The 16,068-nt window shown below is 72.9% G+C and carries 19 protein-coding genes; 3 read left to right on the forward strand and 16 right to left on the reverse strand.

Annotated features, from left to right (window positions below):
* Positions 1–10: 10 nt before the first annotated feature.
* Complete coding sequence (locus tag AC5WRL_RS24445; protein ID WP_496090812.1) at positions 11–217, reverse strand: hypothetical protein; 207 nt, start codon at positions 215–217, stop codon at positions 11–13.
* A 337-nt stretch (positions 218–554) separates the two neighbouring features.
* Positions 555–866, reverse strand: a complete 312-nt coding sequence (locus AC5WRL_RS24450) for an acylphosphatase (protein ID WP_496090813.1) — start codon at positions 864–866, stop codon at positions 555–557.
* A gap of 134 nt (positions 867–1,000) precedes the next feature.
* Here AC5WRL_RS24450 and AC5WRL_RS24455 point away from each other — a divergent pair, with 134 nt between their 5' ends.
* Positions 1,001–1,930, forward strand: coding sequence for a CAP domain-containing protein (locus tag AC5WRL_RS24455; RefSeq protein WP_496090814.1), 930 nt, complete (start codon positions 1,001–1,003; stop codon positions 1,928–1,930).
* A gap of 29 nt (positions 1,931–1,959) precedes the next feature.
* On the opposite strand, the gene mutM is transcribed toward AC5WRL_RS24455, so the two are convergent.
* The 12 genes from mutM to AC5WRL_RS24515 form a co-directional block, all read right to left on the reverse strand.
* Complete coding sequence (gene mutM / locus AC5WRL_RS24460; RefSeq protein WP_496090815.1) at positions 1,960–2,820, reverse strand: bifunctional DNA-formamidopyrimidine glycosylase/DNA-(apurinic or apyrimidinic site) lyase; 861 nt, start codon at positions 2,818–2,820, stop codon at positions 1,960–1,962.
* Positions 2,813–3,592: a ribonuclease III gene (rnc, locus tag AC5WRL_RS24465; protein WP_496090816.1), complete on the reverse strand. Its 780-nt coding sequence runs from the start codon at positions 3,590–3,592 to the stop codon at positions 2,813–2,815. Before rnc ends, mutM begins: the two co-directional genes overlap by 8 nt.
* A 19-nt stretch (positions 3,593–3,611) precedes the next feature.
* Positions 3,612–3,785, reverse strand: coding sequence for a 50S ribosomal protein L32 (gene rpmF, locus AC5WRL_RS24470; protein WP_026047730.1), 174 nt, complete (start codon positions 3,783–3,785; stop codon positions 3,612–3,614).
* 2 nt (positions 3,786–3,787) lie between these two features.
* The gene (locus tag AC5WRL_RS24475) at positions 3,788–4,369 is read right to left on the reverse strand and encodes a YceD family protein (RefSeq protein WP_496090817.1); all 582 of its coding nucleotides are present in this window, start codon (positions 4,367–4,369) and stop codon (positions 3,788–3,790) included.
* A gap of 184 nt (positions 4,370–4,553) precedes the next feature.
* The gene (locus tag AC5WRL_RS24480; protein WP_496090818.1) at positions 4,554–5,594 is read right to left on the reverse strand and encodes a F0F1 ATP synthase subunit B; all 1,041 of its coding nucleotides are present in this window, start codon (positions 5,592–5,594) and stop codon (positions 4,554–4,556) included.
* Positions 5,595–5,630: 36 nt separating this feature from the next.
* Entirely contained in the window at positions 5,631–6,104 is a 474-nt protein-coding gene (gene coaD / locus AC5WRL_RS24485; protein ID WP_496090850.1) for a pantetheine-phosphate adenylyltransferase, read from the reverse strand.
* Between the two features lie 35 nt (positions 6,105–6,139).
* The gene (gene rsmD, locus AC5WRL_RS24490; protein WP_496090819.1) at positions 6,140–6,763 is read right to left on the reverse strand and encodes a 16S rRNA (guanine(966)-N(2))-methyltransferase RsmD; all 624 of its coding nucleotides are present in this window, start codon (positions 6,761–6,763) and stop codon (positions 6,140–6,142) included.
* Positions 6,764–6,984: 221 nt separating this feature from the next.
* Positions 6,985–7,413 (reverse strand): DUF6227 family protein, encoded by a 429-nt coding sequence (locus AC5WRL_RS24495; RefSeq protein WP_496090820.1) that lies wholly within the window; start codon positions 7,411–7,413, stop codon positions 6,985–6,987.
* A 109-nt stretch (positions 7,414–7,522) separates the two neighbouring features.
* Positions 7,523–8,551, reverse strand: coding sequence for a phage baseplate protein (locus AC5WRL_RS24500; RefSeq protein ID WP_496090821.1), 1,029 nt, complete (start codon positions 8,549–8,551; stop codon positions 7,523–7,525).
* A gap of 125 nt (positions 8,552–8,676) precedes the next feature.
* Positions 8,677–9,204, reverse strand: a complete 528-nt coding sequence (locus AC5WRL_RS24505) for a wHTH domain-containing protein (RefSeq protein ID WP_496090822.1) — start codon at positions 9,202–9,204, stop codon at positions 8,677–8,679.
* A gap of 119 nt (positions 9,205–9,323) precedes the next feature.
* Positions 9,324–11,618, reverse strand: coding sequence for an ATP-dependent DNA helicase RecG (gene recG / locus AC5WRL_RS24510; protein ID WP_496090823.1), 2,295 nt, complete (start codon positions 11,616–11,618; stop codon positions 9,324–9,326).
* 69 nt (positions 11,619–11,687) lie between these two features.
* Complete coding sequence (locus AC5WRL_RS24515) at positions 11,688–13,325, reverse strand: DAK2 domain-containing protein (protein ID WP_496090824.1); 1,638 nt, start codon at positions 13,323–13,325, stop codon at positions 11,688–11,690.
* Positions 13,326–13,546: 221 nt separating this feature from the next.
* Between AC5WRL_RS24515 and rpmB the strand changes: the two genes are divergently transcribed.
* On the forward strand, positions 13,547–13,732 hold the full coding sequence (gene rpmB / locus AC5WRL_RS24520) for a 50S ribosomal protein L28 (RefSeq protein WP_078576355.1): 186 nt from the start codon (positions 13,547–13,549) through the stop codon (positions 13,730–13,732).
* Between the two features lie 103 nt (positions 13,733–13,835).
* On the opposite strand, the gene thiD is transcribed toward rpmB, so the two are convergent.
* Both thiD and AC5WRL_RS24530 read right to left on the reverse strand, forming a co-directional pair.
* The gene (thiD, locus tag AC5WRL_RS24525) at positions 13,836–14,705 is read right to left on the reverse strand and encodes a bifunctional hydroxymethylpyrimidine kinase/phosphomethylpyrimidine kinase (RefSeq protein ID WP_496090825.1); all 870 of its coding nucleotides are present in this window, start codon (positions 14,703–14,705) and stop codon (positions 13,836–13,838) included.
* Positions 14,706–14,719: 14 nt separating this feature from the next.
* Positions 14,720–15,688: a thiamine-phosphate kinase gene (locus tag AC5WRL_RS24530; protein ID WP_496090826.1), complete on the reverse strand. Its 969-nt coding sequence runs from the start codon at positions 15,686–15,688 to the stop codon at positions 14,720–14,722.
* Between the two features lie 142 nt (positions 15,689–15,830).
* On the opposite strand from AC5WRL_RS24530, the gene AC5WRL_RS24535 reads away from it, so the two are divergent.
* Positions 15,831–16,064 carry an Lrp/AsnC family transcriptional regulator gene (locus AC5WRL_RS24535; protein ID WP_496090827.1) on the forward strand — a complete coding sequence of 78 codons (234 nt, stop codon included), beginning with the start codon at positions 15,831–15,833 and terminating at the stop codon, positions 16,062–16,064.
* Positions 16,065–16,068 lie beyond the last annotated feature (4 nt).

Consider the following 16,068-nt stretch of genomic DNA (forward strand, 5'->3'; position numbering starts at 1 on the left):
GTCCTTGAGGTCAGGTCAGAGCGGGCTCCGCCTGGTGCACATCGATGCCGTCGAGCACCGGGTCGCTGTGCCGAGTGGCGGCGGCCAGCGCGTCGTTCTCCGCCTGGACCCGCAGAAGCTGCGTCTCCAGGTCCTGTACGCGCTGCTGAAGCCGTCGCATCTCGGCAAGGACTCGGGGGTCTGAGCCGCCGATGTGACCGAGAAGCGCCTTTGCCATGATGGATGGTCCTCCACACTGAGTGACCGACCGAAGCCGTGGTAGGTCGTGAGGGATAACGTCCGCGATGGGTGCTCGGCACCCTGTTCTCAAGGCCACATAGCTGAGATGCGCGGGGATTTCAGAGTCTCACCAAAAAGTGGGACGGTCAACACGATCACACCGCGTATCGCCGGGGGTGCCGGGCCTGCGAAGACCGGACACCGCCGGGTGCCGGGGGCGCCGCATGGGGGCGCCGGCGGGGTCACCGACGGGTGATCGGTTGGCAGCCTTGCACGTGGGAGCGGGGTTGGCAACCACTTTCCGGTCCCGGACGCGTTGCGTGTCGATCACCCGATCAGCGGATGGCGAAGTCCGGGTAGCCGCCCCGGGGTGTGTCCCAAATCTCGGTGACGCCGTCCACCCGGCCGGGCGTGTCGCCGTCCCTGGTCCAGCGCAGCAGCCGCTCGCAGCGTTCGCGGGGTCCCTCGGCCACGATCTGGACCCGGCCGTCGGCAAGGTTTGAGGCGAATCCGCGCAGCTCACCGATGGCGAGTGCCTGCGCCCGGGTGTACCAGCGGAACCCCACGCCCTGCACATGGCCGCGTACCCACACCGTCATCCGGACGGGCTGGGACGGGGCGGATTCGTGAGGCGTGGGCTCATTCATGTGACGCACGCTATCCGGCCATCCGCACACAGGGCAGCCACACCGCGCTCACGATGGCGTAAAGTCACGCCGCAATAACAACCACTCAATCGAGTGATCTTTCAGTTGTCGAGTTGACGAGGACGGTGCCACCGATGGGTCGCCATCGCCGCTCCGTGCACACCCCGCCGCCCCTTCCCGCCCCGCGCGACGAGGACGGACACCGGGGCGCGCATCGCCGAAAGAGCCCCGCCCGCGCCGGGCTGCTGGGCGCCTCCGCCGCGCTCACCGTGGGCGCCATGGCCGTGGGCTCCGGCCTGCTGCCCGGGATGGCGGACCGCTTCACCCTGACCGACTCCGACGACGTGCAGGCCCGCCCGGGCCCCTCCGAGGAACGGCTGATCCTCGGCTCCCCCTCCGCCTCCCCCACACTGGAGCGCGGCGCCGCCGCCGAGGAGCGCGAGGACGCCGCCAGCCGCGGTCAGGGCCGTACCACCACGCCGGAGCCCTCCCCCACCCAGGAGGCCACCGAGAGCGAGCCGGAGGCCGAGGAACCCTCGCCCGAGCCCTCCGCCGAGGCCACCACCGAGCAGCCCAGCCCCTCGGCGCCGCCCCAGACCCAGGAGCCCGCGCCGACCACCCAGGCTCCGGCGCCCTCCCAGAGCGCTCCAGCGCCCGAACCCGAGCCCTCCCCCACCCAGGACGCGGCTGTCGCCGCGGCCGACGCCGTACTGCGCCTGGTGAATCAGGAACGCGCCCAGGCCGGCTGCCGGCCCCTGGTCCGCGACGCCGCGCTCACCACGCTGGCCACCGACTTCAGCCGGGACATGGCCCAGCGCGGCTACTTCTCGCACACCGACCCCGACGGCCGTACCCCCTGGGACCGCGCCCAGGCGGCCGGCATATCGAACATGGGCGGCGAGAACATAGCCCGCGGCCAGCAGGACGCGCAGGCCGTCATGGACTCGTGGATGAACAGCGAGGGTCACCGCGCCAACATCCTCAACTGCGACTTCACCACGCTCGGCGTCGGCGTGTACCTGGGCGACGGCGGCCCCTGGTGGACCCAGAACTTCGGCTACTGACCGGGCCCGGAAACGGACCTGCTCCCGCGTCAGCCGGCTGACGCGGGACCGCGCTGGCAGCGCGGGCAGAAGTAGCTGGAGCGGTTCATCCACGGGCGGCGCCGAATCGGCGTACCGCACCGGCGGCACGGCTCGTCCTCGCGCCCGTACGCGTCCAGCGAGCGGTCGAAGTACCCCGACTCGCCGTTCACATTGACATACAGGCTGTCGAAGCTGGTGCCGCCCTGTGCGAGCGCCTCGTTCATCACCTCACGGATGTGGGTGACCAGCTCCGCCGTCCGCGGCCGGGTCAGCGTCGCCGTGGCCCGCTCGTAGTGCAGCCGGGTACGCCACAGCGCCTCGTCCGCGTAGATGTTGCCGACCCCGCTGATCAGCGACTGGTCCAGCAATGCCCGCTTGACGGTGGTACGCCGCCGGCGCAGCGCCGCGTGGAAGGCGTCCTCGTCGAAGGCCGGGTCGAGGGGATCGCGGGCGATGTGCGCGATCGCGTCCGGCAGCCCGTCCGCCGTCACCGGGTGCAGCGACAGCCCGCCGAAGGTGCGCTGGTCGACGAACCGCAGCTCCCCCTCGCCCGGGTCGGTGAAGGTGATCCGGATCCGCAGATGGCGCTCGTCGGGCGCCGCCGCCGGCTGGATCAACAGCTGCCCGCTCATGCCCAGATGGGCCAGCACGGCCAGCTCACCGTCCGCCAGCGGCAGCCACAGATACTTGCCACGCCGCCGCGCCGCGGCCACCTTCGCCCCGGCCAGCCGCGCCGCGAAGTCCTCGGCGCCCCGCTCGTGACGGCGGATCGCCCGGGGATGCAGCGTGCTGACCGAGGCGATGACCCGACCGCTGACCCAGCGGTCCAGGCCACGCCGTACGACCTCGACCTCCGGCAGCTCAGGCAACGGACCGCCCCTGCGCCGCCGGGCCCTCCCCGCCGCCGCGGTGTTCCGCCGCCGCGTGGATCGCCCGCCAGGCCGTCTCCGCCGCCTGTTGCTCCGCTTCCTTCTTGCTGCGGCCGGTGCCGGTGCCGTAGGTCTCGCCACCCACGCGGGCCGCAGCGGTGAAGGTCTTCTCGTGATCGGGGCCGGCCTCGTTGATCACATACTCGGGTACGCCGAGCCCTTCCGCGGCGCTCAGCTCTTGAAGGCTGGTCTTCCAGTCCAGGCCGGCGCCCAGCTTCGCCGAACGCTCGATCACCGGGTCGAACAGCCGGTGGACCATCTCGTCGGCGGCTGCCAGGCCACGGTCGAGATAGACCGCGCCGATGACCGCCTCCAGGGTGTCGGCGAGGATCGACGCCTTGTTACGGCCGCCGGTCCCCTCCTCGCCCCGCCCCAGCCGGACGAACGCCCCCAGATCCAGGCCGCGCGCCACATCGGCGAGCGCCCGGGCATTGACGACGGCCGCCCGCAGCTTGGCCAGCTGTCCCTCGGCCAGCTCCGGATAGGTGCGGTAGAGGGTGTCGGTGACGATCACCCCGAGTACCGAGTCCCCGAGGAACTCCAGCCGCTCGTTGGTGGGCAGTCCGCCGTTCTCGTACGCGTACGAGCGATGGGTGAGCGCACGCACCAGAAGGGCGGACTCCAGCTGATAGCCGAGCCGCCCTTCCAGAACCGCGTGGGACGAGGCCACCTCCGCCGACGCCTGGGTCTTGGACCGATGGGCGTGAGACATGGAGCCTGTCACCCGCCGATCAGACGTCGATGACCTGACGGCGGTTGTACGTGCCGCAGTTGGGGCACGCGATGTGCTGCAACCTCGGCTCCTGGCAGCGCTCGCAGCTCACCAGGTTCGGGGCAGCGGCCTTCCACTGCGACCGGCGGTGGCGCGTGTTACTGCGCGACATCTTCCGCTTAGGAACAGCCACGGCTACTTCTCCTGTGGATCGTCCCCGCGGGTGCGGGGTGTCTTCTTGTGGTCCGCGGGCTCGTAACCCCGCAGTGCCGCCCAACGGATGTCGACGGCAGCGTCATGATGGTGCTCCGGGTCCTCCACGAGCCGCGCCCCGCATTCGGGACACAGACCCGGGCAGTCCTCGCGGCACACCGGTTGCAGTGGCAGCGACAGCACCACCGCGTCCCGCAGTACGGCTTCGAGGTCGAACAGGTCGTCCTCAAGGAAGAGCCGCTCCTCGTCCTCGGCGTCGTCGCCCGGCTCCGCGGAGCGGATCCAGTCACCGGCGTCGGGGTAGGAGAACAACTCCTGGAACTCCGCCTCGGCCTCCTGGGCCAGCGGCTCAAGACACCTTACGCACTCCCCCGCCAGCGGTGCGCGGGCGGTGCCTGTCACCAGCACGCCCTCCATCACCGATTCCAGCCGCAGGTCCAGTTCGAGCGGAGCGCCGTGCGGCACTCCGATCACCTCGATGCCGAGGCCCTTGGGGGCCGCGACCTGGCGGGTGATCCGCTTGAGCGCACCAGGACGCCGCCCCAGCTCGCGGGTGTCGAACACCAGCGGGGCACGGTGGTCCAAGGGGGCGTTCAGGGCTCTCTGCTTTCTACGGGGCCGAACAGGACATGAGGGGCACAGCCCGGTGAAATGGGCCGGCGGGCAGCCGTGATCACTGATGCGGTACGACCGAAGAGACAGCATACGTCACGGCCGCCGCCCCTCCCAATCGGCCGCCGGCGGGGGTTCAGGGGCGGCCCTGCTCGTAGCGGCGCAGCTGCTCGGGGTCGATCATCCCGGTGTCGAAGAAACTGGTCTCGTCCAGGGTGCCCGAGCCCTGGTAGCCGGGCGCGGCAGCCGGCGCGGGCTGCTGGTAGCCGTAGCCGGGGTCCTGCGCCCGGGGCTGGTTCGCGGCGTACGGGTCCGGTGCGTAGCCGCCGCCCTGGGCGTACGGGTCCTGGCCGTAGCTCTCCGCGGCGTAGCCGCCGCTGTCCCGCGCGTAGGCGGCGGTGTCCTGGGCGGCGTACGGGGCGGGTTCGGCGGGCGGCTGCGGGTAGCCGCCGCCGCCCTCGGCGCCGGCGGCGTTCGGCGCGGTCATGCCCAGATAACCGTAGGTGTCCTGCTCGGCGTCCTGGCCGTAGTACCCGCCGGCGTCCCGCACCGTACCGGCGTTCTCCTGCTGGGCGACGTGCTCGGCCAGCTCGTCGATGGGGCGGTGCCCGGTGAGCTTCTGCCGGCCGCGGCCGACCGCCTCCAGGGTCTTGCGCAGGACCGCCTCGATGGCGGCGAACTGGGTCTCGACATAGGCGTCGGCCTGCTGCGGCAGATCGCCGCCGAGGTCCCGCTCGGGGCCCAGCAGCTTGTCGCGACCGCGCTCCACCGAGCCGATGGTCTTGCCCAGGACGACCTCGAAGTTGGCCAGCTTGCTGTCCACGTAGTCGTCGGCCTCGGCCTTGATCTCGTCGGCCTCCTGACGGGCCCGCTCCAGCAGCTGGGCGGCCTCCGCCTGGGCGCGCTGGACGATCTCGGTGCCGTCGACGAGGGAGCCGCGCTCGGCGTGCGCGGCCTGCACGATGCGCTGGGCCTCCTGCTGGGCGTCGGCGACGACGGCTTCCCTGTCCCCCAGCACCTCCTGGGCCTGGGCGAGGGAGCCGGGCAGTGCGTCGCGTACCTCGTCCAGCCGGGCGAGCAGGTCGCCGCGGTGGATCACACAGGACGCCGACATGGGCATGCCTTTGGCGCTGCGCACCGTGTCGACAATCTCATCCAGTTTCTGCGTAACGTCCACGGGTTGACTGTACGGCCAACGGCGCGCGGCGGGGGCTCAGGCCAGTTTGGCCGCCAGGGCGCGCATCACCGGGTCGGGGACGAGGTGGGAGACGTCGCCGCCCCAGGTGGCCACCTCCTTGACCAGGCTGGAGGAGAGGAAGCTGTAGATGGGGTTGGTGGGGATGAACAGGGTTTCCACGCCGGTGAGGCCGTTGTTCATCTGCGCCATCTGGAGCTCGTAGTCGAAGTCGCTGACGGCGCGCAGGCCCTTCACGATGGCGGGGATGTCGTGCTGCTTGCAGTAGTCCACCAGGAGGCCGTGGAAGGCGTCGATGCGGATGTTGCCGAAGTCGCTGGTGGTCTCGCGGATGAGCTCGATGCGTTCCTCGATGGTGAACAGGCCCTGCTTGGACTTGTTGATCATCACGGCGACGTGGACCACGTCGTAGAGCTTGGAGGCGCGGGCGATGATGTCGAGGTGGCCATGGGTGATGGGGTCGAAGGACCCCGGACAGACGGCGCGGCGCAACGGTGTCTCCTCGGCTGGCGGTGGTGGGGTTCCGGTCATGACGGGTCGCTGTCGGTGTCGGTGTCGGGTGCGGTCCGGGGCTCGGCTCCGGCGTCTTCGGTGACCTGTCCGTACCAGAGCGTGCCCTCTCCGTAACGGCGCGAGCGCAGCGCGGTGAAGCCGGCCGGCCACCGGAAGGCGCCGCCCCGGGTACCGCGCTCCACGGTGACCAGCGCGTCGCCGCCGAGCCAGCCTCCCGCGCGGAGTGTGAGCAGGATCTCGTGGAGTTCGGCGTCGGTCACCGCGTAGGGCGGGTCGAGGAAGACCAGGTCGTACGGGGCGGCGGGAGCCGGGCCCGAGGCGATGGCCTCGGCGCGGCCGGTGCGCAGTTCGGCGCCGGGCAGCGCGAGGTCGCGGATGTTGGCGCGAATGGTGCGGGCGGCGCGGGCGTCGGAGTCGGCGAGCAGCGCGTGGGCGGCGCCCCGGGAGAGCGCCTCCAGGCCGACCGCGCCGGAGCCGGCGTACAGGTCGAGCACCCGGGTCCCGTGCAGCGGGCCCCACAGGGCCGTCCACGTGGAGAAGAGTCCTTCCCGGGCCCGGTCGGAGGTGGGCCGGGTGCCGCCGCCGGGGGGTACGGCCAGCCGCCGCCCGCCGGCGGTCCCGGCGATCACGCGGGTCATCAGGGTCCTTCGCGGCGCTCGTTCGTCAGCTGTCGGCCACCACGCTATACGTGGCGGCGCGGCGGCTGCGCGGCGAGGTGGGGCGTGGGGAGGCGTACGGGGGCGGCCCGGCGTACGAACGGCGCGGGGTGGCGGCGGGGTGGGGGCGCGGCGTGGTGGCGGCGGGGTGGCGCGGCGTGGTGGCGGCGGGGTGGCGCGGCGTGGTGGCGGCGGGGTGGGGGTCAGCTTGCCGCGGCGAGGGTGTTCGCGTGGCGGCGGGCGGCGCGGCCGGCGGTGACCTCGTCGCGGTAGACCTCGCAGACCAGGCGGCGGTCGGGGGTGAGGTCGTGTTCGAGCTCGTAGAGGCACAGTTCGCTGTCGTCGGCGAGGAGAAAGGCGTGTTCGTAGACCGAGCACCAGCGGCGTCGCTCACCCGCCGCGGCGGCGCGGGGCTCCGGCAGCCGTTCGATGCCGTAGCCCCGCGCGCCGAGCAGCAGGCGCAGGATGTCCTCGCCCGGCCGGTCGGGGTTCTCCGCGCGCCCCAGCAGCCGCCGTGCGTGCCGGGAGGAGTCCTCGCCCGGGTACCCACGTGGGGCGGGCACCCGTACATCCAGCACCGCGAAGGTGTCGGTCGCCGTTGCGGCGGCGCCGGCTTCGGGGTGGTCGGTCATGGCTGGATCCTCCTGGTACGACGGCTGGTTTCTCTCCCGCGCGCACACACCGTAATGCCATGGCTGCGAGGCGGGGAGGGTTTTGCGGAAACCTGATCGGCCGCCCGCGTTACTGCGGCTTGTAGTAGATGCTGAACCTGCGGGCGCCGGAGGCTCCGGAGGCGAAGCCCATGCACAGCCGGCGCGGGCTGCTCAGCCGGATGGCCACGCCTTCGGGTTCGCGGAAGCCGAGCGAGTACGCCGCCTCGGTGCGCGAGCGCTGGGTGACGGTGCCGGTGCTCAGGTTGAGGCGGGTGAGGTAGGTGTTGCCCCGGCCGGAGGGCGGGTTGCTGCCGCTCTCGGAGGTGTAGGCGGTGCCGGTCATCTGATAGGCGTGGTCGCCGAGCACGGCGAAGCCCTGGAAGACCTCGGAGGCGGAGACGCCGGCCTGCGGGACGTCGTACCGGGCGGTGAACCGGCCGGCCTTGACGTCGGCGAGGTTCATGAGCCGGTAGCGGGCCACACCGCTGAGCCGGTAGCGCAGCAACAGCAGCTGGTTGAGGTTGTCGATGGACACCTGGTTGCTGGTGGAGCCGGCGACCGGCCGGATCTTGGCGAGCGAGGAGGAGCCGCTGTCGAGCACCGTGCCGGATGCGAACCGGAAGCGGCTGATGGCCCGGCCGTACCCGGAGGACGGGTTGGCGTCGGACTCGGTCCACAGCCAGGGGTTGGCGCCGGCGTGCTCGACGCCGATGGCCACGCCGTGGCCGAAGCCCCGGACGTACATGTGGCCGAGCTTGGCGCCGGCCATCGTGAGCTTGGTGATGCACATGTCGCCTCGGGCGGCGCGGTCCGCGCCGGAGACGGCGGCGGACTCGCCGCTGAGCCGGATGCCGCCCGACATCAGCTGGATCGCGTAGATGTGGCCGTTGACATCGTCGAAGGCGAAGGACTGCATCACGGTGCCGTTGTGCAGGGCCTCTTCGCGGATCCACCGCTCGGCGCCCACCGAGAGATTGAACGTGCCGCCCGCCGCGGCGGCGGACACCCCCTCGCCCGCGGCGGCGAAGGCCGGACGGGTGAGAGCCAGGGCCGTGGCGCCGGTGACGGCCGCGGCCCCCGCGCCGAGGACGAAACCGCGCCGGTTCAGCTGCGTCACACCATGCTTGCTACGTGCCATAAAGCGACCAACTCCCTTATGAAATAGCTGTGTTGGGTCGAACCTGAACACCGCCACCGTAGTACCCGGTGGCGGTGTCCAGGCTGTCTCAGTGCTCGGGAGTGCTATCCACCGGCCCCCGCCGCCGGCTCCCGCTCGGCCCCCACCAGGGCCGGCGAGGCGTAGCGGGACCAGGACAGGCAGCCGTCCGGCGGGCAGTGCTCGGGGCGGCGCGGGTCGTGCCCCAGCTCGCGCAGCTTGGTGCGTACGGAGTCGGGGGTACGGCCGAACCGCGCGGCGATCCGGGCGATGGTCTCGCCGGCGTGGAAACGCTGGGTCAGATCCTCCTCGTGCTGGGGAATCCAGGGTGCGCCGTGGCCGGGGAACAGCTCCCGCAGGATGTCCCGGTCGGGGATCGGCTCGGCCACGTCGGCCGCCAGCGCCAGGGCGCGCAGCCCGCGGTTGAGCGCGATGCGCAGGGTGGGCACGTCGGAGAGCGGCATGGTCAGCGAGCCGGTGGCCAGCGGCGCCCCGGGGGCCGCCTCCCGCCAGCCGGTCAGGGTCAGGGTCACGGTGATGTCGTCGTCGCTGGCCAGCTCGACGCGGAAGATCTTGTCGCCGAGCGGCAGTTCATTGATGTGGCGGAATGCCATCAGACAACCCCCAGTGGTCCAACCGCCCGCAATCCCGGATGGATTGGCGCGGACTGCATCCATTCTCCCAGCCACCACTGACAATTTCCGGGGCCGCGGGGCCTCCGGGCACCCCCTCGTCAGCCCTTGTCGAGGTACTCCTCACGGTCGGCGTCCAGCAACGCGTCGAGCGCGACGCGCAGCTCGGGAGCGGCGTCGAGCTCGGGGTCGGCGGCGACCAGCGCGGTGGCCTCGGCGCGGGCGGCGGCGATGATCTCCTCGTCCTCGATGACCGCCAGCATCCGCAGACTGGAGCGGCCACCCGACTGCGCCTGCCCCAGGACGTCGCCCTCCCGGCGCTGTTCGAGGTCGATGCGGGACAGCTCGAACCCGTCCTGGGTGCCGGCCACCGCGTCCAGCCGGGAACGGGCCGGGCTGCCCTCCGGCGCCTCGCTGACCAGCAGGCACAGCCCGCCCGCGGCGCCGCGCCCGACCCGGCCGCGCAGCTGGTGCAGCTGGGAGACACCGAACCGGTCGGCGTCCATGATCACCATCACGGTGGCGTTGGGCACGTTCACGCCGACCTCGATCACCGTGGTCGCCACCAGCACCTGGATGTCACCGCCGGAGAACCGGCGCATCACCTCGTCCTTGGCATCCGGCGTCATCCGGCCGTGCAGGCTCGCCACGCCGAGCCCGGCCAGCGGCCCCGCGCGCAGTTGCTCCGCGACGTCCAGCACCGCCAGCGGCGGACGCTGCTCGCCGTCGGCGCCGCCGCCCGCCGCGCCGCCATCCCCCGCGCCGCCGCCCGCCGCGCCGCCGCCGCTCCCGTCGCCCTCCTCGTCCTCGCGGCCGGCCTTCCCGGCCGTCCGCGCCGTCTTCGGGTCCTCGTCCCCGATCCGCGGGCACACCACATACATCTGGTGGCCGGCCGCCGCCTCCTCCCGTACCCGCTCCCAGGCCCGGGTCAGAAAGTGCGGCTTGTCACGGGCCGGCACCACATGGCTGACGATCGGGGCGCGGCCGGCCGGCAACTGGTCGAGCACCGAGGTCTCCAGATCGCCGAAGACGGTCATGGCGACGGTGCGCGGGATCGGGGTGGCGGTCATCACCAGCAGATGCGGCGGCCGGTGGCCCTTGCCGCGCAGCGCGTCGCGCTGCTCCACGCCGAACCGGTGCTGTTCGTCCACCACCACCAGGCCCAGATCGTGGAACTTCACCACGTCCTCGATCAGCGCGTGGGTTCCGATGACGATGCCGGCCTCGCCGGTGACCGCCTCCAGCAGGGCGCGGCGGCGGGCGGCGGCGCCCATCGAGCCGGTGAGAAGGGTGACCCGGGTGCCGTGCTCGGCGCCGCCGATCAGCCCACCCTCGGCGAGATCGCCCATCATCTCGGTGATGGAGCGGTGGTGCTGCTGGGCCAGCACCTCGGTGGGCGCCAGCAGCGCGGACTGGCCACCGCTGTCGGCGACGGCGAGCATGGCCCGCAGCGCCACCAGGGTCTTGCCGCTGCCGACCTCGCCCTGGAGCAGCCGGTGCATGGGGTGCTCGGTGGCCAGATCGGTGAAGATCTCCGCGCCGACGGTCTGCTGGCCCTCGGTGAGGGTGAACGGCAGCCGGGCGTCGAAGGCGGTCAGCAGCCCGTCGGCGGCGGGGCGGCGGGCGGTGGCGGGCAGTTGGGTGTCGCTGTGCCGGCGGCGGGCGAGCGCGACCTGGAGGACGAACGCCTCGTCCCACTTCAGCCGCGCGGTGGCGGCGGCGATGTCGGCCTTGGTACGGGGGCGGTGCACCTTCTCGAACGCCTCGGGCAGTTCGATCAGACCGCGGTCGCGGCGCAGCGCGGCAGGCAGCGGGTCGATCAGGCCGGCCCAGCCGGCGGCGGACAGCGAGTCGAGCACCAGGGCGACGGCCTTGGCGAGCTTCCAGGACTCCAGTTGCTTGCAGGCCGGGTAGAGGGGGAGCAGCCGGCCGGCGAACTCCCGGGCGGCGGCGCCGGCGTCCCCGCTCTCCTCGGTGTCCAGCAGTTCATAGGCGGGGTGGGCCAGCTGGAGCTTGCGGTTGAAGACGGAGACCTTGCCGGCGAACATGCCCCGGCGGCCGGGGACCAGTTCGCGTTTGTGGTGGTGGACGCCGCGCCCGAAGAAGACCAGCTGGAGCCGTCCGCTGCCGTCGGTGAGGGTGACCTCCAGCCGCTGGCCCTTGCCCCGGTTGAAGGTGTGGCTGCGGGCGTCGGCGATCTCGGCGACGACGGTCACATGCTCGTCCAGCGGCAGTTCGGCGAGCCGGGTCAGCTCGCCGCGCTCGGCGTAGCGGCGCGGGTAGTGGTGCAGCAGGTCGCCGACCGTACGCAGGTCGAGGTGGTCGGCCATCACCTTGGCGGTGGTGCCGCCGACGACCTTGGCGAGGGGTTCAGACAGCGCGGTCACGGTGCCCATTGCACACCATGGGGCCGACAGGGCGGCGGGTGGCCGCGCGGTGAGGCCCGGCGTCGCCGGGGTACGCCGCTACTCGACGCCGATCAGCAGCGGGGTGGCCTGCCGGCCCCGGTAGACGACGGTGTCCACGCCGAGGTGGCCGCGGCGTACCTGGCGTTCCAGCCGGTCCGCGAGCGGGGCGGGGGCGTGTTCGCCGAGCACCAGGGTGACGAGTTCGCCGCCGGCGGAGAGCATCCGGGCGAGGAGGTCGGCGGCGACGTCCTCGGTCCTGGCGCCGATCACCGCGACGTCGCCGTCGATCAGGCCGAGGACGTCGCCGGCCTGGCAGATGCCCACGGTGGTCCAGGACTCGCGTTCGGCGACGGTGACCTCGCCGAACCGGGTGGCCCCGGCGGCGGAGGTCATGGCGACCACGTCTTCGTCGAAGCGGCGTTCGGCGACGTGCACGGCGAGTGCGGCCAGGCCCTGCACCGGGGAGCGGGTGGGGATGACGGCGACCCGGATGCCGCGTTCGCGGGCCTGTTCGGCGGCGGCGGCCGAGGCATGCCACAGGGTGCCGTCGTTGGGCAGCAGCACGATCTCCCGGGATCCGGCGCGGTCGATGGCCGCGGCCAGCTCGCCGCTGGCCGGCGCCGTACCGGGGCGTACGGTCAGGGCGGTGGCGCCGGCCTCGGTGCACAGGGCGGCCAGGCCGTCGCCGGGCATGACGCAGACCACCGCGCGGTCGGGTGCTCCGGGGCGGGCGGGGGTGGCGGTGGTCAGCTGGGTGATCCGGATCCGGTGGGGGCGGCCGGCCTCGATGCCCGCTTCGACGGCGGGGCCCGGCCGGTCGGTGTGCACATGGACGTTCCACAGGCCCTCGCCGCCGACGATGACCAGGGAGTCGCCGAGGGCGTCCAGGGCGCGGCGCAGGGCGGGGACGGCGGCGTCCTCGGCGTTCAGCAGATAGATCACCTCGTAGCCGCCGCCGGTGCAGTGCTCGGCGGGGCCCGCGGCGTCGCCCGGCGCGCCGTGCCGGTGGCCGGCCGGGCGGCCGAGGCCGTGGTGCGGCAGGGTGTCGGGGGCCCGCCCGGACAGTGCGGCGTCCAGCGCGTCCAGCACGGTGACCAGGCCGGAACCGCCGGCGTCCACGACGTGGGCGCGGGCCAGGACGTCCAGTTGGCCGGGGGTGGCGGCGAGCGCGGCGCGGGCCCCGGCGCAGGCGGCGGCGGCGATGTGGGCGGCGTGCTGTCCGGCGGCGCGCTCGGCGGCGTCGGCGGCGGCGGACGCGACGGTGAGCATGGTGCCCTCGACCGGATGGCTGACCGCTTCGTAGGCCAGGGTGGCGGCGCGGCGCAGCGCGCGGCGCAGGTGCTCGGGGCCGGCGTCGGGGCCGGGCGCGGCGGCGAGTTCCTGGGCCATGCCGCGCAGCAGCTGGGCGAGGATGGTGCCGGAGTTGCCACGGGCGCCGATCAGCGCGCCACGGGCCATGGTGCGTACGGTGTACGCAAGGTCCCCCGCGGCGTCGGGGCCGGGGGCGCCGGCCGCGGCGTCGTCGGTCAGGGCGCGGTCGGCGGATTCCATCGTGAGATAGAGATTGGTGCCCGTGTCCGCGTCCGGGACGGGGAAGACGTTGATGGCGTCGATCTCCGCGCGGTCCCGGCCCAGGGTGTCCAGCGCGATCCGGCACCAGCGCCGTACCGCGTCGGCGTCCAGCGGTTGCGGCACGGTGGTGACCTCGGCTCTCTCCTTGGCGGGCGGCGGGGTGCAGCTTATGCGGACCAGGGCTGATTTCTCCGTTCGGGAAGCCCCGGGGTATGCTGCTGCGGTTGCTCGGTACGGGTGTTATTCCATCGCCGGGCACATCCCCCGAGGGTCCTGGCCCCGGGATCCCACATTAGTTTCTGTCACTCCGCGTATGCGGGGCTGACCTGTCTTTGGAGTGACCCGTGGCTGCCAACTGCGACGTCTGCGGCAAGGGGCCGGGCTTCGGTAACAGCATCTCCCACTCGCACCGCCGCACCCCCCGCCGTTGGAACCCCAACATTCAGCGGGTGCGTGCCGTGATCAATGGGACGCCGAAGCGCCTGAACGCCTGCACCTCGTGCATCAAGGCGGGCAAGGTCGCGCGCTGACGCGTTCGGCCGCGGTCCGCTCGTAAGCCGGTGAGCCGGTCCACCTCCGTGGTGGGCCGGCTTTTTGGCGTTTCCGCGCGGGGGGCCGCCGGGCACGCCGGGGTCAGATGCGGTAGCCGTGGTGGACGGGGCCGATGCCGGCGCCCAGCGAGAAGCCGGCGGCGATGGCGCCGGTGACGTAGTCCTTGGCGGCCCGGGCGGCGTCGGGCAGCGCGGCGCCACGGGCCAGTTCGCAGGCGAGGGCGGCGGCGAGGGTGCATCCGGTGCCGTGGGTGTGCCGGTTGGGGTGCCGGGGGGCGCGCAGCCAGTGTTCGGTGCTGCCGTCGGTGAGCAGGTCGACGGCGTCGCCGCCGGGCAGATGGCCGCCCTTGATCAGCGCCCAGCGTGGACCGTACGCCAGGACCGCCTCCGCCGCCGCCCGCAGCCCGGTCTCGGCGGTGACGCGTACGCCGGTGAGTTGGGCGACCTCGTCCAGGTTCGGGGTGACCACGGTGGCGGCGGGCAGCAGGGCGGTGCGTACGGCGTGCAGGGCGTCGGCGGCCAGCAGCCGGTCGCCGTGTTTGGAGACGCCCACCGGGTCCACCACGACGGGGACGTCGATGCCGGCCAGCAGCGCGGCGACGGTCTCCACCGTCTCCGCCGTGCCGAGCATGCCGGTCTTGACCGCCTGCACCCCGATGTCGTCGACCACCGAGTGGAACTGGGCGCGTATCGCCTCGGCGGGCAGCGGCCAGGAGCCCTGGACGCCCAGGGAGTTCTGCGCGGTGACGGCGGTGAGCACGCTCATGCCGTGGGTGCCGAGCGCCAGCATGGTCTTGAGGTCGGCCTGGATGCCGGCGCCGCCGCCGGAGTCGGAGCCGGCGACGGTCAGCACCCGGGGCGGCGCGGCGGAGCCCGGGGCGGCGCCGGGGGCGGGCTCGGGGGCGGCGTGCGGGGTGGCGTGCGGGGCGGCGTCGGGCGGGGTGCTGGTCATGGCCTTGACCCTAGTCAGCCGCCGGAGCCGAAGTGGTCCCAGCCCCCGTCGCGGTCCCAGGGGGCACCGTCCACGGTCACCTGGGGGCGTACGCTGCCGCGGGCCGGCAGCACCTGGCCGATCACCCGCCAGCGGGCGGGGAGTTTGGTCTCGGCGGGGAACGTCGCCACGATCGCGTGGTCCTCGCCGCCGGTGAGCACCCATTGCAGTGGGTCGATGCCCACCGCGTGCCCGATGTCGGACATCTGGGCGGGTACGTCGAGCGACTCGACGCGGATGTCGATCCGTACCCCGCTGCTGTGCGCGATGTGCCCGAGGTCGGCGATCAGGCCGTCGCTGACGTCGGTCATGGCGGTGGCGCCGAGCGCCGCGGCGGCGGGCCCGGCGTGGTACGGAGGTTCGGGGCGGCGGTGGGCCTCGACGAACGCGCGCGGGGAGCGGAAGCCCCGGGAGAGCACCGTGAACCCGGCGGCGGACCAGCCCAGCCAGCCGGTGACGGCCAGCAGGTCGCCGGGCCGCGCTCCGGCGCGGGTGACCGGTTCGCGGTCGCGCAGATCGCCCAGGGCGGTGATGGACACGGTGATGGTGTCGCCGCGCACCACGTCGCCGCCCGCCACTCCGGCGCCGGCTACCTGGCATTCGTCGCGGATGCCGTCCATCAGTTCGGTGGGCCAGGTGACGGGCAGTTCGGCCGGGACCACCAGGCCCAGCAGGACGGCGGTGGGCACGGCGCCCATCGCGGCGATGTCGGCGAGATTCTGGGCGGCGGCCTTCCGCCCGACGTCGTAGGCGGTGGACCAGTCACGGCGGAAGTGCCGTCCCTCCAGCAGGATGTCGGTGCTGGCGACCACCCGCCGGTCCGGGGTGGCGATCACCGCGGCGTCGTCGCCGGGGCCGAGACGTACGGCGGGGGTGTCGCCGATCCGGGAGGTCAGCTCCCGGATCAGCCCGAACTCCCCCAGCTCCCCCACACTGCCCTTCACTCGGCTCTCCTCAGCTCTCTTCAGCTCTCATCGGTGCCGCCGCGGTCGGTCCGCGGCGATCCGCGCCGGACGACATCTCCCGGTGCAGGTCATGACGCGCTACGGTAGCGCCCCCGCTCCTCGTAGCCGCTGTGGAGGACCTGTGGTACAGGCGTACATCCTGATCCAGACCGAGGTGGGCAAGGCGTCCGCCGTGGCCGATGTCATCTCCGAGGTACCGGGGGTGATCCAGGCCGAGGATGTCACGGGCCCCTATGACGTCATCGTCCGCGCCGAGGCACCCTCCGTGGACGACCTGGGCCGGCTGGTGGTGGCTCAGGTGCAGCGGGTACCGGGGATCACCCGCACCTTGACCTGCCCGGTGGTGCATCTGTAGGGCA

The sequence above is a fragment of the Streptomyces sp. NTD107 genome (genome assembly GCF_059510435.1).